Origin of the sequence: Gorillibacterium massiliense, from assembly GCF_000455485.1 — a bacterium.
Classification (GTDB): domain Bacteria; phylum Bacillota; class Bacilli; order Paenibacillales; family NBRC-103111; genus Gorillibacterium; species Gorillibacterium massiliense.
In genome coordinates this window covers 1-24,465 of the sequence record NZ_CBQR020000062.1, presented here as the reverse complement: position 1 = coordinate 24,465, position 24,465 = coordinate 1, and the positions used below count along the sequence as shown (strand labels likewise).

Here is a 24,465-nt window from a genome sequence, read left to right as displayed (position 1 = left end):
GTTACCGCCTGGTGTTAGATTAATCATAGCAAAATGTTGCGTAAAAGGAGTCCCTTTTCTTATCAAAAACCGATCCTTTCACGCCTAAACGCCAAACGGCTGCCCATCCCGGGCAGCCGTTTGTGTTCGGTGCTAATTATTTGATGCCTTGCTCAGTCAAATAGGCTTCCCATTGCTTCTTATAGGACTCTTGGATCTTTTCCAGCCCGGCCTTCTTCGCTTGCTCCATAAAGGTGGCCAGGCCGGCGTCTACGTCTTTGACGAGACCGGCCATGAGCGGGAACAGGTACTGCTTCTCCACTTGTTCCAGCGCCGACCGTTCCGCTTGATAGTCGGTATAGTCTTCCGCGAAGCCGGTGTAAATGTCGGGTTTCTTCACTTGATCCAATTGATCGAAGATCTTCTTCACGCCGTCGTAGCTGGGTTCGAAGAGCATGAATTCCGGATTTCGCCACGCCCAGCCCTGCATGCCTTCGCGCAGGAAGCCGTTGGTGTCGGCATTGCCGACCATTTTATAGTAGCCGTTATCCACCGAGTAGTTGACGCCTTCGAAGCCATATTCGGTCAACTGGTTGTAGCGCTTGTCGGTGACCATTTTTTCATAGAAGGCCAGGGCGCGTTCCGCGTTCTTGCTGCTTGCCGGGATAGCGAAGCCGTTGTGGATCGGATGTACCGGCGTTGCATAACCCGTCGTCACGGCGTACGGAGAATAGCCCAGCTCCCAATCCGGATGCAGCGATTTCATGTTGCTCATGGTTTGATTGTACCGGGTCGGATTATCCCCAAGCATGGCGGCGGCTGTTCCGTTCACCAGCTTGGTTTGGCTCGTTTCCTTCTCGTTCAGCTCGTTTTTGGAGAAATAGCCTTTGTCCGCCCAATCCTTGAACCGCTTCAAATCGGCCAGATGCTCTGGAGAACCCCAATAGCTGGTCATTTCCGATGGCGTGTCGTAGTTGGCGTATAAACCGTAAGGCAGCGGCCCGACCATTTTGCGGTAGATATCAAGATAGGGGTCCGAAAGCGCTCCGCCCATATCCGAGCCGATGGCGACAGGCTGCATAGTCGGTTCATTTTTCTTGATGCCGTCCAAATAAGCTTCAAAAGTCGGAATGTCTACGGGAGTCGGCAGGTTGTACTTTTTCCGTAGGTCCTCGCGCCAGACGAAGCCGTTGGTCACATATTCCTGATAAGTCGCAGGCACGGTGAAAATTTTTCCGTCAATGCGGACAGCATTCCACATATCCTTGGGGACGAAGGAGTTCAGCACCGGAGCAGCCTTGGGCAGCAGATCGTCCAGCGGCAGGAACGCGCCTTTTTTAGCATATTGCTGATACTGCGTCCAGTCCGCCGTGAAGATCAGGTCAACGTCCTGACCCGTGGAGAGCAGCAGCTTGTACTTTTGATCCCAGTCTGTCCAGGTGGTGAAGTTGAACGTAACCGTCGCATTCAAATCCTGCAGCGCCATCTTGTTGATTTCGGCCTGCACCTTGTCCAAATCCTTCGGGGCGTTGCCCAGCATGTAGAACTGCAGGTTGACCTTCTTCGACGTGTCGATGCCCGCCGGTGCAGCCGATGCCGTTGCTGTCTGCGTAGTCGCCTTCGATGCTTCCGGCGCTTTCGAGCTTGCCGATGCGTTGTCTTTGTCGCTGCTTCCGCCACAGCCCGCGATGAGCGTTGCGGTCATGGCCAGTGTCAGCATAATCCCGACCGTTTTTTTACGTTTCCCCAACATACGAATCCTCCCTGTTCATCTTCAATTGTATGTTAGCCGGCGGTATGTTTCCATACTACCGGTTCTAACCTTTTACCGCTCCAATCGTCAACCCTTTTACAAAGTAGCGCTGAACGAAGGGATACAGGAACAAAATCGGTCCCGTGACAATGATGGCCATGGACATTTTCATCGTTTCCGTCGGGACGCCTTCCGCCAGGACAACCCCCGCCCCCGCTCCGATATTGGTCAAAAACGAGGATGTATTGATAATGTTGTACAAATAAAACTGGAGCTGGTATTTCGACGTATCGTTGATGTAAAGAGCCGAAGAGAACCAATCGTTCCAAAAATGGAGGGCGAGGAACAAGCCGATAGTGGCCAAGCCCGGAATCGCCAGCGGCAGCACGATGCGGTAATAGATGAGAAAATCATTGGCGCCGTCGATTTTCGAAGATTCGATCACCTCGTCGGGCACCGCCGAGCTGATGAAGCTGCGCATCAAGATGATCAGGAACGGCGTCATGAGAGACGGCCAGATCAAGGCGTAATACGTATTGGCAAAGTGCAGATACTTGGTGATCAGCATGTAGTAGGGAACGAGGCCGCCTCCAAACAGAGTGGTGAAGTAGATGAAGAAGGCGAAAAAGTTGCGGTATTTGAAGTCCTTCCGCTGCAGCACGTAGCCCGCCATGGTGATCATCAGAAGCCCGATCAAGGTGCCGACGACTGTTACGACGATGGTCACGCTATAAGCTCGCAGCACTTCATCGGGAACCTTGAAGATCACGTTGTACCCTTCCAGGGAAAACTCCCGCGGAATGATGTTATAGCCGTCGCGGACGATGGAGGCGTTGCTGGTGAGCGATGCCGAAAGGATCAAAAGAAACGGCAGCAAACACAGGATGCACCCGACAATCACCACCGCGTAGGCGGTGAGTTGAAACCATTTGGATGAGCGGTCTTCTCTGATTTTCATGGAAATCTCCCCCTAAAATAGCGCGTAATCCTTGTTGATTTTGCGGATGATGGTGTTCACGACCATGATCAGGGTGAACCCGAAAATCGACTGGTACACGCCGGCGGCCGTCGCCATTCCCATATCGAAGGTCACCTTTAGCGAACGGTAGACATAGGTATCGAGGATGTCGGTGGTGCTGTACAGGAGGCCATTGTTTCCGATCATCTGGTAGAACAAATCGAATTGGCCTTTCATAATGCTTCCGAGAGAGAATAACAGCAGAATGACGAAGGTGTTCTTCAGCATCGGCACCGTGATGTGCCAAGCCCGCTGGAATGTGTTGGCTCCGTCGATCTTCGCCGCTTCGTAGAAATCCTCCCCGATCCCCGTGATGGAAGCCAAATAGATCACCATGCTGTACCCGAAGTTTTTCCATAGATAAAAGACGACGATGAGGAAAATCCACAGTTTGGGCTTGCTGTACACGTTGACCGGGTCCGCCCCAAGCTGCTTCAGCACGGAGTTGAGCACGCCATGCTCATAGTTGAACATGTTGAACACGATAACGCTCAGGATGACAAAGGAAACGAAGTAAGGCAGGAACAGGATGGATTGGGATACCTTTTTGAACCATTTGCTGCGGATTTCGCTGACCAGGATCGCCACCGTGATCGCCAGCACGTTGCCGAGGCCGATGAAAATGGCATTGTAGCCGACGGTATTGTACGTAAGCTCCATCAGCTTCCCTGACTTCCAAAGAAACTCGAAGTTTTTCAAACCGACGAAATCCATCTTGAACAGGCTGGTGTTGAAATCGAACCGGACGAAGGCGTAATAAATGCCGATCATCGGAAAATAGTTGTTGATCAAAAAGTAGGCGATTACAGGCAGCAGCATCAAAAAGAGAATCTTGTTCTTTACCAGTTCGTGAATAAATCCATTTTTCTTAACCATGACGAGCAGGCCCCTCCTTGGCGGTTCATCTGATCTTTAACCTGCTGGAATCTCGGCAATGTGCGGATCTCCGGCTGGTTCCCACTATAAAAGAACAGAGACGCGGGCAGTAGTGCAAATCCAGATGAATCGTGAAAAAATCAGCGGTTTGAGCAGTGAACGAATCTGACTTTTATGAACCGAATCCGGATTTTTGCCATGTGAAAGGCAAAAAAACACCTTCAACTGAGTCTGTTCGACGCGGTTGAAGGTGTTTGGATTTACGTTGAACGAATTTTTTGACGGCTATCAACATGAAGAACGGAGGACATTGAACTGGAAGAGCGATAGCGTCCGCATTTGTTTTCTGATTTCGTCCTTAAAATGGCGCACAAATCAAGAAATCGTTCAACTTATAAAGTCATCTTACAATCCGCGGATGACAAACTCGAATTCCATGTCTTTCGCCGCGGAAAGGCGATACTCCTCATGGACGGGAGCGCCCCAGCTGTCGTCGCCGCCGACGCCCATTTGCCGTCCTGCAACCGTCACAACGGTATAATGGATGTCCGGCAGTTCGTAAACGTGGTACGCATTCTCCAGTTCGAAGGCCGAGTATGGCGAAATGTTGCATTCCACCGGCGCCGTGGGCGAAGCCGAGATCCGGATGCCGCAGCCGTCATCGTTGGTCACGGCAACTTTGCGGACGCCGGTGCGGTTGCCGAATTCCTGCGGCACCACGTAGCCGGATACGTTATCGGCCGCCTCATTGTGGAAAATGCCAAGCCGCGCCCCATGAAGGCGGTCGGCGTAGTTTTCCTCTGGTCCCATGGCGTACCATTCCAGATTGCTATAATCCGCCGGAATCTTGAAGCTCAGGGCGAAAATCGGCATATCCGGCACTCCCGCGGCTCCCCGATAACGGTTCTTCACCCGCATGGCTCCATCCGGATAGATGGTATAGGCGACGGATACGCCAACCGCTTCGCTGATGCTCAGCTTGTAGTCGAAGATCACCGTCACTTGATCCTCCGCCTCTTGGACGTCAAACCCGACGCACCGCGGCGCTAGGCTCGCGGACAACCAGCCGCCCGTGCGGAACATCGCCCCGGTTCCCTTGTCGTTGTCCGTCGTCGCCCGCCAGAACAGCGGCGCCGGCGGGATAGCGATCATCTCTTTGCCGGAGTAGACGAGAGAAATCACGCTGCCCACCTGCTTGGAAAACAGGACGCGGAACGTGCGACCGCGCACGCCAACATTCACGTCGCCGTGAACGACTTCCAACCGTCCGCCACTCGTGGCAACCGCTGCCCCTTCAGCCGCTCTCTCAACCGCGAATACAAACTGTCCGAAGGATACCTCGAACTCCTCCTCCGCCCAGAGAGTCGCTTCTTTCAGCTTCAGAGCCGCATCGATGGTATACTCGCCCGCTTCCACGGCGCTATCGGCCAAATCGTAAGCGAAGTACCCCTCGCTTCCCGCCGGCACGCCGATGTCCTCCTCCAAAATGGCAACCGGCACGCCTTCATGCCGCAGCACGCATTCCAGAACATAAGCATCCGTGCCCGCAAACAGGTTGCCGTTCGCCACCCGCACGCCATCGCGCTCCGGCTGCAGTTTGATGTTTTGATACAAATACTTGACTTCCTGCATCTTCGGCGACAGCTCGCGGTTGGCATAGACGATACCGTCGGTGCAGAAGTTATAATCCGTCGGCCGGTCGTTATAATCGCCGCCGAAGGCCAAATATTCCTCGCCGTACCGGTTCTTCTTCACCACCGCCTGGTCGATGAAATCCCAAATGAAGCCGCCTTGATATTGCGGATACTTGTTCTCCAACTCAGTGTATTTGTGCATGCCGCCTAAAGAGTTACCCATGGCATGCATGTATTCGCAGCTGATATACGGCTTGTCCGGATTTGTCTCCAAATACTCGACAATATCCTGGGGCTTGGCGTACATCCGGCTTTCCATGTCGCTGGTGGCATCGTACTTACGGTTGTGGAATACGCCTTCGTAATGGACCAAGCGGTCCGGATCCACGGACCGGAAATAATTCGAAACGTTCAAGATGACCTCGCCGGCATAGGATTCATTGCCGCAAGACCAGATCAAGATGGACGGATGATTTTTATCCCGCTCATACATGGAGACAGCCCGGTCCATCACGATATCCTGCCACTCCGGCTTGTCCCCGGGAATGTTCCAAGATGGCTCAACCGCCCCCATCTTCTGCCAGGAGCCGTGAGATTCCAGGTTCATCTCATCGATGAGATAGATGCCGTACTCGTCGCACAGCTCGTACCACATCGTTTGATTAGGATAGTGGGACGTGCGCACCGCGTTGATATTATGCTGCTTGATCGTCATGATGTCCCACAGCATGTCTTCCTTGGTGATGGCTCGCCCGCGGCGGCAGTTGAACTCATGGCGGTTCACGCCTTTAAAAACAATGCGCTTGCCGTTGATGCACATGATCTTGTCCTTCATCTCGAAGCGACGGAACCCGGCTTTCTGCACAATAGCCTCCATAAGCTTTCCGTCCGAATCCAAAATGGAGATGGCTACCGCATACAGATGCGGCTCCTCCGCACTCCATAAGCTTACCGCCCCCGCATCAGCCGAGATGCGCAGTTTGCCGTCAGCGGCAAAGCTGGCGGTTTCCGTCAGCACCGTCTCCCCATCCGGGTCGATCAACTCCACCTTGGCGGAAGTGCCAGATGCCGCCGCTCCGTGCTTCTCCGCAAGTTGCAACTCCACTTTCAATGTACCTTGCGTATACGTATCGTCCAATTCCGCCTGCACCCGCAAATCCTGCACATGCACGTCGGGTACTGTATACAGATAAACGTCCCGGAAAATGCCGGAAAATCGCCAAAAATCCTGATCCTCCAGCCAGCTTCCGGTGCTGCGCTGGTACACCTCTACGCACAGCTTGTTTTCCCCATCGCGGATATAAGGCGTCAGATCGAACTCCGCCGGGGTGAAGCTGTCTTCGCTGTATCCGACGAATTCTCCATTCAGCCAGACGTAGAATGCCGATTCCACCCCTTGAAAGGAGATGTAAACCGGGCGGTTCTTCATACACGTGGGCAGAGTGAAATCGAGGGCATAGCTGCCCACGGAGTTATTCCTCTCGGGAATGTGCGGTGGCCGTACATGCTCCACTCCGTCCCAGGGATACATCGTATTAATATATTGCATTTGCCCCCAGCCCTGGGTTTGAATATGGCCGGGAACCTGAATATCCGCCCACCCGCTGCAGTCGAAGTCGTTCTCGTAAAAATCCTTGATACGACTCACAGGGTTCACCGCATAACTAAACTTCCATGTTCCGTTGAGCGAATGCCTGAGGGGCATATCGCCGCCGGCCAAAGCCTCCTCTATCGTTGCGTAAAAGCGGAAATCCGCGTGGGCGTCGAGCCGGTTCACCCGAAACACGCTCACGTCCGTAAGCCAATCCAAGCTGGGTTTTTGTGCCATATTGATTGTTCACCTCATCAATTATTGTCTTACATAAACCATATTGAAAAAGACAAAAAAAGGCACGTTATTTTTCAACAACGCGCCTTTTCCATGCCGTTAACCTTTAACAGAACCAACCATGCCTGCGACAAAGTGCTTTTGCATCAGAAAGAAGACCAGCGCTGTCGGGATGGTGGCAATGACGATGGCCGTCATGATCACGCCGTAATCCGGAGCGTAGCTCGAGCCCAAGGTGGAAATGAGCAGCGGCACGGTTTTGTTTTTCGGTGACTGCAGCACGATGAGAGGCCACATGTAGCTGTTCCAGCTGGACATGAAGGTGATGATAGCTGCAGCGGAATAAGTGGTCCTCATCGTCGGCATGTAAATGCGGAAGAAGATTCCTAACTCATTCAGTCCGTCGATCCGCCCCGCTTCCAGCATGTCGTGGGGAAACATCTTCGTGCTCTGCCGGAAAAAGAAGATCAGGAACGCCGTCGTCACCGTCGGCAAGATCACAGAAGTGACCGTGTCGATGCCAATGCCGGGAGCCGACTGGGAGATGCCCGAAAACATTTTATACAAAGGAACCATCAACGCCGCGAAAGGAATCATCATCGACAGCAGCAAAATCGTGAAAACGAAATCCTTAGCGCGGCTGCGGAAAATTTCAAAGCCATACCCCGCCAAAGAAGCGATCAGAAGCGCCAAAACCGTCGTGATGATAGCGATTTTGGCTGAGCTGATGAGCGCGCTCCCCATATCCGTCGTGTCCCACAGCTTTTTCAAATTGTCCATGAGATGCGAGCCGGGAAGGAGCTTCCCCTTCGTTACGTCAACCGACGGGTTAGTCGAGCTGACGATCATCCACAGAAAAGGAAAGATCGAAACGAAAGCAGCCACGCTTAGAAACAGATAGGTAAAGGCACGTTTAAGTTTAGGCATTTTTATCACCGCCCACTTTGAACTGGATAATGGACAAGACGACGATCATGATGAGAATCGAGTATGAAACGGTAGCGGCATACCCGAAATCCGCCGTGTACTTGAAGGACAAGTTGTAAATATATTGGGATATCGTGAGGGTCGCGTTGCCGGGACCGCCCTTCGTTATATTCATAACCTCGTCGAAAAGCTGCAGGGTGCCGATGGTCGACGTAATCGACGTGAACAGGATAATCGGCTTAAGCAGCGGAATGGTGATGGAGAAAAACTGCTTGACCGCCGAAGCGCCGTCGATCCGGGCTGCCTCGTAGATCGAGCCGTCGATATTTTGCAGACCGGACAAGTAGAAGATCATGTTATAGCCCGTCCAGCGCCAAGTGATAGCGATAATAATGGTGACTTTCGCCCAAAAAGGATCGGTGATCCATTGAATCGGGGTGCTTACGATATGCAGATGGGTCAACATCGAGTTGACGAGGCCGTTTGTAGCGAACAAATATTTGAAAATAACCGAGTACGCAACGAGAGACGTCACGCAAGGCAGAAAAATCGCCGTACGGAAAAAACCTTTGAACTTCAATTTGCTGTCGTTCAGAAGCACGGATATAAACAGAGCCAGAACGATCATGATCGGCACTTGAATCAGCAAATAGACAAACGTATTTTTAACGGAAGTAATGAAGGTCGCGTCCTTAAACAGCCGATTATAGTTATCCCAGCCGGTGAAGTGCATGTTTTGGCCGGTTCCGGTTTTGAAGGACATGATCAACGCCTGAATCATCGGGTAGAAATAGAAGGCAAAAATCATCACAACCGCGAGGATGACAAACGACCAGCCGGTCAAGGCGGTCCTTCTTTGCAAACTCATGCCTTTTTTAGCTGTATTCACAGTAAGACCGACTCCTTTCCAATAAACGAGTGTAAATAAAAACCCGGGCGCTCCCGGCTCCACTTCCGCTAGTTCGGAGGGAGGAGCGGCAAGCGCCCTGGCCTTTTTCTATTATTCCCGCGAACGGAGGCTTACTTCACTTGGGTTTCCGCTTGTTTTTGCGCGTCAGCCAAAGCTTGGTCAAGATCCTTGCCGTTCAGGTAGTTTTGCATTTCCACAACGAGAATGTCTTCGATAGCGTAGGTGCTGAGACCGTAGTTGACTCTCGGAATATCCTTCGTCCAGTTGGCGAAGTCGGTGACGATGGCCTGGCCGCCGAAGAAATCGTCGCTCTTCTTGTAGGCATCGCCAGATGCGGCAGGAATGTAGGTGCCGATTGCTCCGATACTCGTAACCAGATCTTGATACAGATTGACATCAGAACCGAAGGTTTTCGCCATAAAGTCAGCTGCTGTAGCAGCACCGTCTACGTTAAGTACGTACCAGGAGCTGCCGCCCAGGTTGGAGGCATGAACCGAATTGGCGACTTTTTTCAGGGTCGGGAATGGAGCGACTGCCCATTTTCCGGATTGAGAAGCTTCAGCCTTGATGGAAGCGGTGAACCAGTTGCCTGTTGCGGAAGCCATAACATCGCCTTTATTGATGGAAGCGACCATTTGGCTCCAGTCTGTATTTACAGCGATGGCGTTGGAGGTCATCAGCTCCTTATAGATGCGGAAGCCTTCTTTCAGCGGTTCGTTGCCCACGATGAATGGCGTCTTTCCGTCTTCCTTCACATACCAGGTGCCGGCGGATTGAGCGATCATACGTACGAGGCCCAAATCATTGGGGTCCATGGAGAAGATGGATTTGCCGGTTTTTTCGTGAACCTTCTTGCCGATTTCGATGAATTTATCCCAATCGATGTTCTTCACGTCGTCCAAGGTATAGCCCGCTTGTTGCAGGTAATCGGTGCGGATGTACAGCCCCGTTACGCCGCTATCAAAAGGAACGCCGTACTGCTTGCCGTTCAAGCTCGTTGCTCCAAGCTTATACTCGGCGAAATCGGAAGCTTTGATGCTGTTGCTGAGGTCATAGAAGGAATCCGGATAGGCTTGCAGGAAGCCTTGGGAACGGTAATCCTCGATGAGCACGATGTTCGGCAGCCCTTTGGTCGTACCGGAGTTGAAGCCGGTGTTCAGCTTTTGCACGATATCGTTTTGCGCGTATTCCACAATATTGACTTTGACGTCCGGATTAATCTTGGCGTAAGCTTCCTTCGCCTTGTTTAGGGCGGCAATGTTGAATGCCGGGTCCCATGCCCAAATGGTAATTTCTTTAGCTTCTCCCTTAGGTGCGTTGTTCCCGGCATTTTTGCTGGAACCACACGCGGAAAGAACCAAGAGACATGCGAGCAACATAAGCGCTACAGTCTTCTTCAAGCTTTTCAACCCCTCTTTGTACGATGATTTTTCTTGCTGAAAGCGTTTCACATCCTGCTTCATCATCATAGCACCCGAAAAAATCGGACCGTTAGAACGTTCTTTACTTGGATTTGTCTTTTTCTTGTCACATTGTATCCGCTTTCTTTTGCCAAATTGCACTTTTTTCAGATTCTTGCACTATTTTTGCGAATCCAAAACAGGCAGACGAATCTTCACCTGCGTTCCTTTTCCCAGCTCACTGGTAATGGATACTCCATAGTCTTCCCCATAAAGCAAAACTATACGATCATGGACATTTTTAATACCGATGCCGGTAAACAGCTGAGATTTGCTTTTCGCATTGGGCAAAGCGTTATCCGAGGAAATGCCTTCCATCCCATCCCCATTGTCCGCCACCTCGCACACAAGCGTGCCTCCCTCTCTGGCCACCATCACGTGAATGTAGCCTTCCTGTTTGATGTTGAAGCCGTGGAAGAAAGCGTTTTCGATAAAAGGCTGGATGATCAACTTCGGCACGTGGCATTCCCGACAATCCGGCGATACGAAGAAATAAACGTTGATCCGCTCTCCATACCGCACATGGTTGATGAACACATAGTGCTTCAGATTGGCCATTTCCTCCTCGATGGTTATGGTCTCGTTGACGTTGCTGATCGAGTTCTGCAGCAATGAAATCATCGCATGAATGGTCTCCACCGCCTTTTCCTTGCTGCCCTGCTGCACGAGGAATTTTACGGTGGCTAACGTGTTGTAAAGAAAGTGGGGATTGATCTGCCGCTGCAATGCCGTGAGTTCCGCGTTACGCTGACCTTTCTGGGTTTCCACCAACTGATGGACGTACTCGTTTACTTCATCCAGCATATAGTTAAAGGCTTTTGCCAGCTCGCGGATTTCGTAGCTGCCCGTCGCCGTTATGTAGTTATGAAAATTGCGCTTGGTGACCTTTTGCATCTGTCTGGCCAGCAGAGTGAGCGAACGGGTAAGCCGGCGGGAGATGATAAACACGATGATCAGCGCTAGCGCCACAATGACGACACAGATGGTAAACACCGTCCGGGTATTGATAATTTGGCCCAGCGCCAGCTTCTTGTCGATAAGATTAACCACGTAAAAATCATAGGATGGCAAATAGTCCGAGATCAAAATTTGCTCCTCGCCCATGACCTTCACTTTTTTATAATGCAAGCCGCCTTCCTGAACCTCTTTGGCCCGTTTCAACAAATCCGGATCCTCCTGACCGATCAGCTCCTGCCGGTTGCTGGAGACGATGGTGCCCGCCGAGTTCAGAATCGCGACATCGTTGCCTTTGCTCGTAAAGCTGGAATAGAAGGACATGAAATCCTTTTCTTTAATCACGATATACAGCATTCCATAGATATCTCCAGTAGTGCGTTCCAACAGGGCTTTTGTCGCCACGATAAAATTGTCGCTCGCCACCCCGGTATCAAGAGGCTGATACATTTGATACATGAGCTGCCGCGGCTCATCCACCGCCCGCGCTGTCATAGGATGGTTCTTTAGCTCGGCAGCCGAAATGGAAAAGTTGGTCATATTGCTCGAATAATAGCGGTTGTTTTTACCGATGATGGCGATGCCTACCGGGTACGCTTCCACGTTAGACTGAATTTTCTTCATTTGCTGGGTCATGTTGTAATAAGCCTTCACCATGGTGAGCGAGTCGGTGTCTCCGGTAGTGAGGAAGGTTTTGATGTTGCCGCTTTGCTGCACGTTGTTCATGGCCGTGATTATGGAATTATGGAACGTTTCAAAGTTGGTTTTGATCTGCCCTATGACTTTGCCATTGGTGATGCTGAAGGTATTCATGAACAGTCGCTCCGACATGCGCACCGTCGTCCAGGAAGACGCCACTGCCACGACGACGATGCTGATCACCATGACGGCAAACAGTTTGATAAACAAGCCCTGCAGCTTAAGCCGCTCTTTTATTGTTCTCATGCCTGCGACGCTCCTTTTTCAGGAATGAAACTTTTTGCGGTATTGGCTTGGTGCCAACCCAGTAACCTTTTTAAATACCCGGCAAAAATAGCTGTGATCCGAATACCCCACCATGCTGCTGATCTCCGAGATTGGCGCCGCCCTTTCCCGCAAAAGCTCAGTCGCTTTTCCGATACGGATCTTGTCACGTATTCGTTGAACCCTTCCTTTTGATGGGCTGAGAAATAACTGGACAAATAGGAGGGATTGAAATGAAAGTGCTTGGCGGCATCCGATAGGGTCATAGGCTCGGCGTAATGCTCCTCAATGTAACCCAGCAGCATCCTCATATTGGAGCTGGTGGCATCCTGATTTCGGGCGGCGATACACAGATTGGCCTTCTGAATAAACGCCTCCAGTTGCATGATCGCTTCCTGAGCGTTTTTCGCTTCTTCGAAGGCTTTGAAAAAGGCGTATTTCCCCTCCTCCAGTTCCTTCGTCTCAAACCCCAGATTGCCGAGCATAACGGTAATGTTGAATATGATGTTGCCCAAAAAAGAGCGAAACTCAAACACATCCTTCGCCGCTTGGCGGCTCATCGCATCCACATGCTCCCGCAGTTCGGCAAAGGCGGAATCGAAATGCTGCCGCTTCAACTCTTCTGTAAAATGATTCAGATCAAAAGCCGGGCTCGGCGACGCCGGCGCCTTCACGTCTTTTTCCATAAGGATTTCGTGGCGGGGAGAGTAGAATCGATATTGCAACAGCTTTGTGAAGCCTTCTCGATAGATTCGGCCCATTTGGTCGAAAGAGGTGAAGGGGTCGGCAACCAGCCAGCATATCGTCGGATCCAGTTCCACCGAATGCTTGGCTACAAGCCCAAGGGTGCGAAAAATAGCGTGAAAGCTCTGCGTATCGGCGTTTAAAAGAAACACAGGGCGATTGCGTTCCCCAGGAAAAGGATGGTAAATCGCATCTTCCTTGCCGGATTGAAGCTGATTTTCGAGAATGCGCGAAAGCTTCTTGCCAAGCTCGGAAAGGTGCTGCTCCTCTTGGCTCGCTGTCATCCTCAAGTCAGCACAAATCAAACAGAAGCCGCTATGCGGGAAAGCTCTCGCGGCGGTTTCCGCTTCGAATGAAGTGTCAAAGCCGGCAATCAGCTTCTCGATCATGTCATCAATGGACAAAGCGCGGTCTCCTGCTGTTCTCGACAACCGCAAAGTGGGGATTTTCTTCGCGGCACTCTTCAACACCTGAAGAAGAGCTTCCCCTTCCAGCTTCGGTTTTAATATATAATCGGCTACCCCGCTCTGAAAGGAAGACCGGACATAATCAAACTCCCCGAAGCTGCTGAGCACGATGACCTCAATCTCCGGATACAGCGCTTTCACTTTACGGGTCAACTCTTCGCCGTCCATCAGCGGCATGACGATATCCGTAATGATAATATGCGGTCGAACCTTTTCAATCAGCTCCAACGCTTCCTTGCCGTTGGCCGCTTCGCCGATGATATGGAAACCTTCCTGCTCCCAATTCACGAAATGCTTGATCCCTTGTCTTACGAGCTGTTCATCATCGACGATAAGAACGTTGCATAAATCCCCCAACATGTTCGCCCCCCGAGTGGTGGTCTTTTGACATTCGTTAATATTATAGCAATTCCGGAAAAATCTCATCTTTTCAAAAAAAACCGCCCGGCACGCATCAAATGCGACCGGGCGATTCTATCTCGTATGGCGGTTTACTTGAATAAGCCGGACTTCTTTACGTCGTCGAAGAATCGGTTGAACTCTTCGATGTTCAATTGCTGCGCCGCATCGGAAAGAGCAACAGCCGGGTTGGGGTGAACCTCCACCATGATCCCGTCAGCACCGGCGGCGAGAGCAGCCTTGGCGCATGGTGCCATAATGTCTTTGCGGCCCGTGGAGTGAGTGACGTCAACCAGCACCGGCAGGTGGGTTTCCTGCTTCAACAGGGGAACGGCGGAGATGTCCAGTGTATTCCGCGTCCATTTTTCGTAAGTACGGATGCCCCGTTCAATCAGGATCACTTGGGTATTGCCCCGGGAGACGATATATTCGGCAGCATGGACGAATTCTTCCATGGTAGCGGCCAGTCCGCGTTTCAGCACAACCGGCGTACGCATGTCCCCGACTGCTTTCAACAGCTCGAAGTTATGCATGTTCCGGGCGCCGATCTGGATGATATCCACGTAAGGCAGAGCGGCTTCGAGGTGCCGGGGATCAACGATTTCACTGATGGTAGAGAGGCCGAACTCATCCGCCGCTTCCCTCAGCATTTTCAAGCCATCCATGCCGAGGCCTTGGAAATCATAAGGCGACGTCCGTGGCTTGAAGGCTCCGCCGCGCATCAGCTTGACGCCTGCAGCGCTAATCGCCTTGGCGACGGTACGCACTTGATCGTAGCTTTCCACAGAGCAAGGTCCCGCCACCATGATGGGCGTGCCTCCGCCGATAGCCAATCCCTTGACGTCCACTACCGTATCCTCTTGTTGCTGCTTACGGCTGACCAGAAGATGCTTCTTGTGTTCCGCCGTTTGGAGCTCCATGGATGCTTGGAAAATCTGCTTGAACAACTGGCGAACCGTTGCCGCGGGAAGCGGCCCTGGATTGCTGGCGACGAGGCGCTCCAGCATGATTTTTTCCCGTTCGGGGTCGAGCCGGGGCACGCCCTGCTTCTCCTTGATCTCTCCGATCTCGATGGCGATTTTCGCCCGCTCCGACAACAACTCCAAAAGCTTGCTGTTGATCGCGTCCATCTGCTCCCTCAACGTGCTCAATTCCTTCTGCTCCATCCTTCTCGTCCTCCTCTTTTTTGCTTGAACGAAAGATTACACTGTCCAAACTTCGAAACTGCGGACAATTTGAACCTACGGTCGCTGTTGTTTTCAGATTTCATGAATTGGTAGCTATATAGCGGATGAAATCCAAAACCAAAGGCTAACGCTGACGCTCCTTCAGTCCAAATGTCCTCCATTCCTCCTTGCACCGTTATGTTCAGTCGTTCAACTTTTATTTTTTCCGCCAAAACAAAAAAAGCCCTATCGTCTAAGGGACGAAAGTGCCGTGGTACCACCCTAATTCAACCGGACGCTGATTCAACCATACCTGCTGCGAGCAGGGCATGGGAGACGCCGATTCTCTATAGCCTTCTAACGCTGGCTCCAGCGGGAGCCTCTACTTAACCCGTCTAACCGGTTAAACGGATGTTCAAGGTTCCACTCGGAAGTGAACTTCGGCGAATTCGAAACATCGGGCGCTTTCAGTCGGTGGCGCGCCGTCCCTGTCAGGTTCATCCTTCGCTTACTCTCTTCCTCATCGTTTTTCCTATTTTATTTCCAAGAGACAGTTTCTGCAAGGGCGCAAGGCAACGCTTTTCAGCACTAAAGCGATACAGGCAGGTGAAATAGGAGTAGTTTTTTTCTGGAAAAATAGAGATAATAGCGAGGGCGGGACAAACCGTTGCACGTGAGTCAAATCATCAAAATCGACATAATGAACGAGGAGGAACTCTTCAGATGAGTACACATATCGGAGCGAAATCCGGCGAAATCGCCGAAACCATTCTGCTGCCCGGAGATCCACTGCGAGCGAAGTTCATCGCTGAAACCTATTTGGAGGATGCCGTTTGTTACAACCAGGTACGAGGCATGCTCGGATATACTGGCACCTATAAAGGCAAACGGGTATCCGTGCAAGGATCGGGCATGGGCATCCCCTCCATCAGCATCTACGTCAATGAATTGATCCGCGATTACGGCGTCAAGCATCTGATTCGCGTCGGCACCTGCGGCGGCATGCAAAAGGACGTCCACGTGCGGGACGTTATCTTAGCCCAAGCCTCCTGCACCGATTCCAGCTTGAATCAACATGTTTTCGGCGGGTTCGATTTCTCGCCCATCTCCAGCTTCCGCCTGCTTAAAGCGGCCTACGAAAATGGCATCACCAAGGGACTCAACCTGCATGTCGGAAACATCTTCAGCTCGGATTCCTTCTACCGCGACGATACCACCTACACCGGAAGACTGATGGATTACGGCGTGCTGGGCGTGGAAATGGAGACAACGGCACTCTATACCTTGGCGGCAAAATACCACGTTGAAGCCCTCACCATTCTCACCGTCAGCGACCATCTGTTGACCGGCGAAGAAACGACAGCCGAAGAGCGGCAGACCACCTTCCGCGACATGATGGAAGTGGCGCTAGAGACAGCCATCGGACTGTAAACTTAACTGGCATAACACGTAGACAGAGATCGGCAATGAGGGCTAATTTAGCTCCTTTGCCGATCTTTTCGTCTTTTTATAGGGAAATAGAATCTTCCGTAAAGGTAAATACCGTTCGTTCGATCCGATCTTTCAGATCGCGGGCATTGAGCGACGCTTCCTCTGCATCGCCCATTAATTGCAGCAGGTTCACTAAATCCCGGAGCAGGCTTAGGATCTCCCAATCTACGGGCAGCGGTTCGGCCGCATGCTCATTGTAGCTGCGGATGAATGCCTGTTTGCCGCTGTCGCTGAAAATCTCTCCGGCGCGGAATAATTGCCCTACATCGGCGATAGGATGGCCGGCCATGGCAAATTCCCAATCCACAATCCCCGTCAGCTTCCCCTCCCGCACGATCAAGTTGGTGGCGCGAAAATCGCCATGCACCAAAGCGGGATGCCGGTCCAGTTCGGCAAGCTGGTCACGATACTGCAGAACGAGTCCCTCAATCCGGCGGCAAAGTGCCGTCCCCAGTCTGTCCCGAACGGCAGGCGTAAGAAACATCTCGAACCAATCCGCGCATGCGGGCAGATGGGTTGCCGGCTGCAATTGTCCGTCCAAAAAGGCCACTTGCTCATAACGATGACCATGCAAACCGGCAAGCGCTCTACCGATCTGCTCCATCAGCGGCTCGTCCGGTACATACCCTTCGGCAGTCCGCTTCAAGAGCGACTCCCCCGGACAATACTCCAGGATGGCGTAGGCGCGGCCGCCCAAACGTTCGTCCTGGCCGATCCAATGGACCCGTTGCAGCGGAACTCGACTCCCGAGAAGCTGGCGCAATGCCGCCTCCTTGCGCCAGCTTTCATCATTAGGAGGATATATCCGTAAAATCACCTCGGCTGCGATTCCCTCGTCGCCGGATAAACGCACCCGGTAATTGCTCGTCCTTTTCCCTTCGGCTAATGGGGCGAACTGGTGAAACCTCAAACAGGGATTCCATTTTTGCAGCAAATAAACCGCCAACTCCTCATCTACCGCAAAAAATGGAATCGCCCGCTCCCCTCGTTCGTCCATTACCACTCACTCCCTACGGCCAACGGCACCCCATTGATCTTCCGCACCGCATGCTCTTCGGGCTGATAGATCAGCGTCACCGCATCGAGAATCTCCTGCCGCCTGCTTTCCGCCTGTTCCGCGGGAATATCCGTCACGATATCGTCCACATCGTATGGGCCAAAGCCCCAATGCCCCAGCACCACGCCTTTGAATTCTCCGTCGATCAGCAGATACTGTAGCGCCTCCAGCCCTTTATAACGTGCCTGCAGCTCCTTCATCTCCATCCGTACCAGAAAATCTGATTTATCGAGCATGTAAATACTGGCGGCCGGTTCATCCTGGGGCCAATCAGCTGCCGCATCCTCGGCGCAAACATACCCTTGGCCAAGTTTCGGCACGACGGCTGTCACGATTTTGCCTTCTGCAAGCAGGGTATCCAAAGCTTGCTTAACGGTCTTCACCGGCAGCGATGCCCAGCTTTTGATCTGATCCGCAGTGGCAAACACCATGGTGTGAACCGCCCGGCGAATGACTTCGGCAATGGCTTGTCCCCGCCTGGGCTCATCGGTGGGAACTTCAAACCACTCGGTGGCAAAATCCAACCAACCCGTATCCCAATCCGTATCCAGCTGATCCTCGTAAATCAGAAACGCTTCATGCATCACAAGCAACGCCTTGGAGATTTGACTGCGTGGGTAATAGTCCAGTTCTTCCTTCAATTGATCCTTGGACAATCCGCCGGAATTGCGTAACAAGGCAAGAATATCCTCATGAATGCGGTACAGCTTGTCCATCGGCTTGCAAAAGGCAGTAGCGTACAGCTCCAAATCCTCCTGCAGCACATACCCGACCCGCCCGCCGTTAAATCTTCCCTTCAACAATTCGTGCCGCTCTCTCAGTCTGCTGGACAGCAGATAATCGTCAAATTGCGTCCGATGCACCAGTTTCGGAGGATCACCGGGCCGCGTATTATGAACTGGTGATACCGGCTGAAACAAGCGGAACCTCCGCAAATACCCTTCCTCATCTTGAGGCGACGTCAATGGTTCGGCGATGCCCACTCTTCTCATCCGTTCGGCCAATAGTGGCTTGTAAGCCAGCTCTAACATCCGCTTTCACGTCCTTTTCCCGCTTTCCTCCATATTACAATAAATCAAACGAAATAGGAACGTATGTACGAACACCAACTCAAGATCAGGTTAAAAACTGGACCGCAGCAGGGGGCAAAACCTCGAAGAACAAAGTAGAATGTAACCATATTAATTGAGAGCAGGTGTTGTTATCATGGCGCCATTAGGCAAATGGATTGCATTCGCATTTGAGGCCATTCTGGCCATCCCGATCCTCGGCGGGCTCATTATTGTTGGGAATGGATACACTCCCTTAATCATCGGATTTTTCCTGCATATCATCGTTCTTTTCTTTTCTCTCAAAGAGAGAGCTTCCGGTTTAGGCAACGTCGCCGGCATTATCACCGCCATCTTGGGCTGGATTCCCTTCGTCGGCTGGCTGCTGCACTGCATTTCCGCTGTCATCCTGTTCTTAGAGGCACTGACGGTCTCCCGCAAAACCAGCCATAGACGGTACTCGTAAATAAAATTCGACCAAAAAAATCAATGGACAGCCTATGCTGTCCATTCTCCGTGTATTAAGCTTCGTTACCGGTAATTCCTTTATAACAATGCGCGTGTGGCCTCATCCCGTTTACGGTCGTAAAGCCTTCAAAACAATGGATGTGACCGCCGTCGGGAACATCGATTGCCGGACCAGTGACCCCTTCTATCACATGGGTGTGTCCATGATTTACGGTTGTTATGGTGCAGTACCGATGAACATGGGGAACACCTGTCGGAGCCGGCTCGGTAACGCCTGCATACTGATGACAGTGCCCATCGTCAAACGACGTATCGCCGGAGAATGGATGGACATGATGGACGGGGCGGCCGTCCCAGGAAGTAATGTAGAGACCGTGGGCATGTTCGTTTTCAGAACCTTCTGCATGATAGAGGTATCCCTGAACCGGAACCTTTTTCAAACCGAGCAACTCCTCTTTAGTGGGTTGCTATAAGGTATGTCTGGGAACGTGAGCCCGTTCGTCCGCTATTATCCGCTTATCGACTGGCGTCTTGTTCTTAATGACTCCCTTCAATATTCGTGACCGGCTTTCCAGTCAGTGCATTCTCAAACATATCGATAATAAAGAGAAACCGTTCCGCTTCACGAAACACATGATCGGCAAGGAGCGGGTGAATGATGCTCTTTATTCGGCAGGCTTCAATCAGATCGCGAGCGGTTTTCTTAAAGTCCCGCAGCGACTGTACGGAAACCCGGTTCTGATCAAGGAATTGATCGAGCAGCGGAGCCGTTTGCGATTGTGGACGCATGGAATCCAAATCTCTTGCCTGAAAGAGCAGCTTATCGAAGTCATCGCTGAATTCTCTCGCCTGATCCACGAGTTTACGTTCCGAAGGATCAAGCAAATGGGCGATAAACTTCGCATGATCGGCCATAATCCTTAAGAAAAATACATTTTCATTAATGATAGCATCGGGCAAGGGATCGAGCTTTCCCGCGTTCAACTGCTCCAATCGATTCCTGAAGTAAAAAGCTTCTCTGCTCGTATGATCAAGCAGCAATGGAAAATTGTTTTGCCCGATGAGCTGGCAGGTCAAAATCAGACCAAGGACTTTACGCTTAAACACCCAAATGTGAGAGACAGCCGTATGTACTTCTACATTAAAGCGTTGGATGATTTGCGGGTCCGTCTCTGCTGAAAAAGCCTGTGCCCTGCTTTCGATCGATTCAAACGTGGCATAAAAATGATTCGCTTCGTTAATCAACTGCGTATCTTCACATCGAAACCCTAATCGGAGAAAAAGGGAATGCTCCTTCATGATCCGCGACCAAAATCTGATTTCGTCCAATGATCGAACGACAAAAGCATTAGACACGTTATCGCCCTCCATTCGGAAAATACCTTGCCCATTTGTATTTTTATGGTCTGCCAAGCTCATTTTATGCCAAAAAAATACCGTCATGCGGAGGGTCATCATTTCCATAAATCGTTCAATTTCCTCGCGAATAAGAACGTGTGTTCCATAAATCAGTGTGGTATTATTGTAAAAAAGATGATTCCGGACGGTGAACGAATTGAGCGGTCCTCATATTCAAAGGGATGTGCAGGTTCCTGTCATCACCCACATCTCGCAGCGAGTAGTGTACTCTTATTTACAAGGCTTGGCACCCGATTCCAGCTTGCAAACCGAGGGAATATCCGAATCGGCTACTGCCTCCCGAAAGGATCTGCATGATTTTTTCCATATTCTTTATCGTCAACTGTTTGACCACGCCGACCGGTTCGGATTGCCGACCCAGGAGGACGCCTCCATCCTCGATGAGGAAAGTGAAGGCACTGCCCGCAAGAGCCAGCTTAACCGCATGCTGAAGAAACCCCGGGATATCATCTCCGAGGGCATGCACTTTTTGTATCTGGCTGGAAGTAACGGCCGCATCGCCGATGGCCAAACCCTCGTGTTGGATCAAGAAATCATCAACGTCTATCTCGCAACACAACCAAGCCGGAAAAAGAAGTTTCTGGATGGAATGAGAGACGCAGGCTTATGCATACAGGAAGAAGACGGTTCGGTCGCCCTGAAAAATGACGCCTTTCCCTTGATGATGCCTGCTCTTATCGAACTTGCGGAGGTTTGCTCGCTGCATGAGAGCGAGAACATCCGACATTTCTTTTTTGCCAGATGTGATTATCGCCGGAAGCTGGATGCGCTGGAGCTCTATCGTATTTTTAGCGACAGCCAGTTGAGCGAACTTTTGCCTTTGCATCAGGAACTCCTCCAAAGCGGCTTCAAGACAAGCTTCCAGATCTACGGAACCCACGGCTGGGAGGTCATCTATTCCAGCAAAAAAGCGTTCAAAGCGACGTCCTTCCTCCATATCGAATACTCCGAACGTTTTCAGGACCCGTTAAGGGCAAGGGTCAAATGTGTCAGCTCCGAACGCCTGCTGCCCCATCTATCTAAGTATCCTCTCCTTCTTCAAGAGGATTTCTTCAACCGGGCGTATCCTTGCGGAAATTGTGGTTGGTGTAAGGAACGGAAAGGCCTCCGTCCCTCTCTTCTCCAAGTGAATGGCAAAGAAAAAAAGATTTGCTGGCATGTCAATTCCAGCATCAAAGAATTCAATCGGGAGTCGGCAATCTTGATCCGTCAATACGTATCGCTGCATGAAGATGTGGCGATGGCATAAACGAAAAAACGCCTCCGGGTTTCATCTGAAATCCGGAGGCGTTCTGCGAGTGTTGCCGGTTGACAGCGTGGCTTCGATGACGGCTTCTTGCACATAGAGAGAAATGTTGGATTTTATGAATCATTTGATTCCAACGGACACCGAAAACAACGAAATCTTGGATAAAAGGCATCATTTTGGCCTAACAAGCGCCTTTAGCGAAGAGAATCCTGCATAATATCCAATTTTTCCTCCCGATTACCGTTTGCCTCAAGGAAAATCCAACATGAAATCCAAAATTTTTGGATTTTCTGCGTCGCAAAGGGGTCGGAGCATTTGCAGCTATTGAAAAAGGGGAGCGAATCAATGGGAAAACCGGTGTGCATTGTTTCTTTGAACGGCTAAGACTTTCTCGACAGCCTGCGTCCGCCGATACCGGCTGCTCTGATTGTTTTTATGCTTACTTCAGAAAATCAGTTAAGATCACAGTTGCGTTCTCTTCAACACTTTCCAGAGGAATCACTTCGATGGTTGGAACGCCGCCGCGCATCTGAACGGATAAAATATGATGGATATCGCCTTTCCCGGTGAAAGAGTTCAGCCCGCCTGTCTTGCCCAATTGGATGTATTGCGAGCCTCTCTTCTCCGTAAGCTCTAAGTAATGCACATGACCGGATACTACGGTAAATCCACCCCGGACGCCCTGAAGCAAGCTTTCCAATCTCGCAAAAAGCGGATCATTCTTCTTCCACGCGGGTTGATGCAAAAAGACAAAGGTCCATTCCACATCGGGGTTTTCCGCAAGTACCTTTTCGAAAAAATCGATTTGAGCCGGGCCGAGATGCGGGTGAATCAGCGCATCCTCCGTCGTATGGAACTCGTAATGATCATTCCCGCTGAGAATCCGATTCACCTCGGCAAAGCTCAGATGCGGGTGCTGAATCAGATAGCGGTTCACCTTCTGCAGCGATTCCACCTCATGATGCGCCGAGGGAACCGACTCCGCTTCCGTGTTTGCTACAAGAAACAGCGTTTTGCCAAAGCGGAACGCGTAGTAATCCGCTCCTTTCCGCTCCCGCCACACGTTTCTCATCGCCTCCGTGCCGTAATCGTGATTGCCTACAGTCTGGAACAGTGGAATTTCCACGCCCGCAAGCAGCCCATCCAAACGGTCCCACTCCTCATGAGCCTCTCGCTCATCGCTCCAGTACCCTTCCACGATATCTCCGATGGACATTAGAAAGGCCGGGTTCAGTCCTTTCGCCACTTCCAGCCCTTTTTCGAACAGTCCTTGGACCGCTCCTCCCGTTCTGTCACTGATGATCGAAAAGTGGAAGTCCCCATCTGCAGCCTCCGGAAGCTGGCCGAACCAGGGCCGCGCGCTCATGGAAGAGTGAACATCATCGATATACGTTTTCGAAAGTGCCATTCCAATTCCTCCCCACCCTTATTTAATGCCGGACTGCATGAAACTATCGATAAATTGTCTCTGAAAAATAAAGAATCCGAGGATCAGCGGAGCGATGACAAGCAAGGTGGCCGCGCTGACTTCCGACCATTGCGCCCCCGTTTCAAAGGATTGAGCAAATATGGCAAGCCCTACGGTCAAAGGACGATTGTTTACGGAGTTGGTTACAATGAGCGGCCACAGAAAGTTATTCCAGTGATAGCTGACGGAAACAAGGCCGAAGGCGACATACGCAGGCTTAGCCAGCGGAAAATAGATCGTCCACATGATCCTCCATTTGCTTGCGCCTTCCATCACCGCGGCTTCATCCAGCTCGGAGGGGATCGTCATGAAGGTTTGCCGCAGCAGGAAGATGCCGAAGGCCGAGGCGAAATACGGAATCATAATGCCGAGCTTTGTATCCAGCAGGGACAGTTCTTTTAGCACGACGTAGTTGGGAAAAACCAAAACATCCGCCGGAATCATGATCTGTACGGTGAAAAGCAGGAACACCAAACTGCTGCCCCAAAACTTCACCCGAGAAAAAGCGAAAGCCGCCATGGTCGCGGAAAGCATTTGGATGGCAAAAATACAAACGACAATCAAGATGGTGTTCCAATAATAGGTGGGAAACGGAGCAGCCGACCACACGGCATTGAAGTTATCTAGAGTAAAATGCCACGTCCAATGGGCCGACAGCGCCATATTCTTCGGGCGAAACGCCGTCATGAGCACCCACGCCAAGGGAATCACCCAGCAAACCGCCATGAGGTACATAAGCAAATCGTGGGGACGCGTCTGTTTGATACGAACCAACATAGGCCAATCTCCTTGCCTTATTGATAGTGAATCCTTTTATCCATTCCGAAAAATTGCAAAGACGACAATACAAGAAGCAGTGCGATCATGACAACCGTCAGAGTAGAAGCCATTCCTTGATCCCAAAAGCTGAAGGCAGTCTCATAGATATGAAAAAGCAGCAGATTGCTGGCATTGTCCGGGCCACCCTTGGTCATGATCCACAAATGATCCACCAGTTTGTACGAGTTGGTTAATGAGATGATCAGGACAAATAGCGTAGTCGGCAGGAGCAGCGGAAACGTGATCTTGCGAAAAACCTTCCAACCCCCGACTCCGTCGGCATCTGCGGCTTCATAGAGCTCTTTTGAAATGTTTTGCATCCCGGCCAAATAGAAGACCATGAAATAGCCGGCTTCCTTCCAGATGA

Annotated in this window: 20 protein-coding genes; 3 read left to right on the top strand and 17 right to left on the bottom strand. The window is 51.3% G+C overall.

The window, feature by feature from the left end:
* Nucleotides 1–136: 136 nt before the first annotated feature.
* From TJ79_RS06765 to TJ79_RS06720, 10 genes are all read right to left on the bottom strand, one after another.
* Nucleotides 137–1,732, bottom strand: coding sequence for an extracellular solute-binding protein (locus TJ79_RS06765; protein WP_202903301.1), 1,596 nt, complete (start codon nucleotides 1,730–1,732; stop codon nucleotides 137–139).
* Between the two features lie 64 nt (nucleotides 1,733–1,796).
* On the bottom strand, nucleotides 1,797–2,690 hold the full coding sequence (locus TJ79_RS06760; protein WP_040949533.1) for a carbohydrate ABC transporter permease: 894 nt from the start codon (nucleotides 2,688–2,690) through the stop codon (nucleotides 1,797–1,799).
* A 12-nt stretch (nucleotides 2,691–2,702) separates the two neighbouring features.
* Nucleotides 2,703–3,626 (bottom strand): ABC transporter permease, encoded by a 924-nt coding sequence (locus TJ79_RS06755; protein WP_040949532.1) that lies wholly within the window; start codon nucleotides 3,624–3,626, stop codon nucleotides 2,703–2,705.
* A gap of 405 nt (nucleotides 3,627–4,031) precedes the next feature.
* A complete protein-coding gene (gene lacZ, locus TJ79_RS06750; protein ID WP_040949531.1) occupies nucleotides 4,032–7,088 on the bottom strand; it encodes a beta-galactosidase, LacZ type in 3,057 nt (1,018 codons plus the stop codon).
* 99 nt (nucleotides 7,089–7,187) lie between these two features.
* Nucleotides 7,188–8,015 (bottom strand): carbohydrate ABC transporter permease, encoded by an 828-nt coding sequence (locus tag TJ79_RS06745; RefSeq protein ID WP_040949530.1) that lies wholly within the window; start codon nucleotides 8,013–8,015, stop codon nucleotides 7,188–7,190.
* Entirely contained in the window at nucleotides 8,008–8,883 is an 876-nt protein-coding gene (locus TJ79_RS06740; RefSeq protein WP_081756758.1) for a carbohydrate ABC transporter permease, read from the bottom strand. Before TJ79_RS06740 ends, TJ79_RS06745 begins: the two co-directional genes overlap by 8 nt.
* A 152-nt stretch (nucleotides 8,884–9,035) precedes the next feature.
* Nucleotides 9,036–10,325 carry an ABC transporter substrate-binding protein gene (locus TJ79_RS06735; protein WP_040949541.1) on the bottom strand — a complete coding sequence of 430 codons (1,290 nt, stop codon included), beginning with the start codon at nucleotides 10,323–10,325 and terminating at the stop codon, nucleotides 9,036–9,038.
* A gap of 180 nt (nucleotides 10,326–10,505) precedes the next feature.
* On the bottom strand, nucleotides 10,506–12,284 hold the full coding sequence (locus TJ79_RS06730) for a cache domain-containing sensor histidine kinase (RefSeq protein ID WP_040949528.1): 1,779 nt from the start codon (nucleotides 12,282–12,284) through the stop codon (nucleotides 10,506–10,508).
* Nucleotides 12,281–13,873 carry a response regulator transcription factor gene (locus TJ79_RS28730; RefSeq protein WP_474995145.1) on the bottom strand — a complete coding sequence of 531 codons (1,593 nt, stop codon included), beginning with the start codon at nucleotides 13,871–13,873 and terminating at the stop codon, nucleotides 12,281–12,283. The genes TJ79_RS06730 and TJ79_RS28730 overlap by 4 nt, the downstream gene beginning before the upstream one ends.
* Before the next feature lie 131 nt (nucleotides 13,874–14,004).
* Nucleotides 14,005–15,078, bottom strand: coding sequence for a bifunctional 3-deoxy-7-phosphoheptulonate synthase/chorismate mutase (locus TJ79_RS06720; RefSeq protein ID WP_040949527.1), 1,074 nt, complete (start codon nucleotides 15,076–15,078; stop codon nucleotides 14,005–14,007).
* A gap of 723 nt (nucleotides 15,079–15,801) precedes the next feature.
* Here TJ79_RS06720 and deoD point away from each other — a divergent pair.
* The gene (gene deoD, locus TJ79_RS06710; protein ID WP_040949525.1) at nucleotides 15,802–16,509 is read left to right on the top strand and encodes a purine-nucleoside phosphorylase; all 708 of its coding nucleotides are present in this window, start codon (nucleotides 15,802–15,804) and stop codon (nucleotides 16,507–16,509) included.
* Between the two features lie 76 nt (nucleotides 16,510–16,585).
* On the opposite strand, the gene TJ79_RS06705 is transcribed toward deoD, so the two are convergent.
* Both TJ79_RS06705 and TJ79_RS06700 read right to left on the bottom strand, forming a co-directional pair.
* Entirely contained in the window at nucleotides 16,586–17,566 is a 981-nt protein-coding gene (locus tag TJ79_RS06705) for a phosphotransferase family protein (protein WP_040949524.1), read from the bottom strand.
* Nucleotides 17,566–18,657 (bottom strand): DNA glycosylase AlkZ-like family protein, encoded by a 1,092-nt coding sequence (locus tag TJ79_RS06700; RefSeq protein ID WP_040949523.1) that lies wholly within the window; start codon nucleotides 18,655–18,657, stop codon nucleotides 17,566–17,568. The genes TJ79_RS06705 and TJ79_RS06700 overlap by 1 nt, the downstream gene beginning before the upstream one ends.
* A 175-nt stretch (nucleotides 18,658–18,832) precedes the next feature.
* On the opposite strand from TJ79_RS06700, the gene TJ79_RS06695 reads away from it, so the two are divergent.
* On the top strand, nucleotides 18,833–19,141 hold the full coding sequence (locus tag TJ79_RS06695) for a hypothetical protein (RefSeq protein ID WP_040949522.1): 309 nt from the start codon (nucleotides 18,833–18,835) through the stop codon (nucleotides 19,139–19,141).
* 55 nt (nucleotides 19,142–19,196) lie between these two features.
* Here the strand turns inward: TJ79_RS06695 and TJ79_RS26570 are convergent, their stop codons facing one another.
* Together TJ79_RS26570 and TJ79_RS06685 are read right to left on the bottom strand one after the other, a co-directional pair.
* Nucleotides 19,197–19,583 carry a YmaF family protein gene (locus tag TJ79_RS26570; RefSeq protein WP_081756755.1) on the bottom strand — a complete coding sequence of 129 codons (387 nt, stop codon included), beginning with the start codon at nucleotides 19,581–19,583 and terminating at the stop codon, nucleotides 19,197–19,199.
* 97 nt (nucleotides 19,584–19,680) lie between these two features.
* A complete protein-coding gene (locus TJ79_RS06685; RefSeq protein WP_040949540.1) occupies nucleotides 19,681–20,514 on the bottom strand; it encodes a DUF2935 domain-containing protein in 834 nt (277 codons plus the stop codon).
* 175 nt (nucleotides 20,515–20,689) lie between these two features.
* Between TJ79_RS06685 and TJ79_RS06680 the strand changes: the two genes are divergently transcribed.
* Entirely contained in the window at nucleotides 20,690–21,811 is a 1,122-nt protein-coding gene (locus tag TJ79_RS06680) for a hypothetical protein (protein WP_040949520.1), read from the top strand.
* Nucleotides 21,812–22,250: 439 nt separating this feature from the next.
* Here TJ79_RS06680 and TJ79_RS06675 read toward each other — a convergent pair whose 3' ends face one another.
* The 3 genes from TJ79_RS06675 to TJ79_RS06665 all read right to left on the bottom strand — a co-directional run.
* Nucleotides 22,251–23,219: a metallophosphoesterase family protein gene (locus tag TJ79_RS06675; RefSeq protein WP_040949519.1), complete on the bottom strand. Its 969-nt coding sequence runs from the start codon at nucleotides 23,217–23,219 to the stop codon at nucleotides 22,251–22,253.
* 18 nt (nucleotides 23,220–23,237) lie between these two features.
* On the bottom strand, nucleotides 23,238–24,056 hold the full coding sequence (locus tag TJ79_RS06670) for a carbohydrate ABC transporter permease (protein WP_040949518.1): 819 nt from the start codon (nucleotides 24,054–24,056) through the stop codon (nucleotides 23,238–23,240).
* A 17-nt stretch (nucleotides 24,057–24,073) separates the two neighbouring features.
* Nucleotides 24,074–24,465: carbohydrate ABC transporter permease (locus TJ79_RS06665; RefSeq protein ID WP_040949517.1), on the bottom strand; the 392-nt coding region annotated here is incomplete at its 5' end.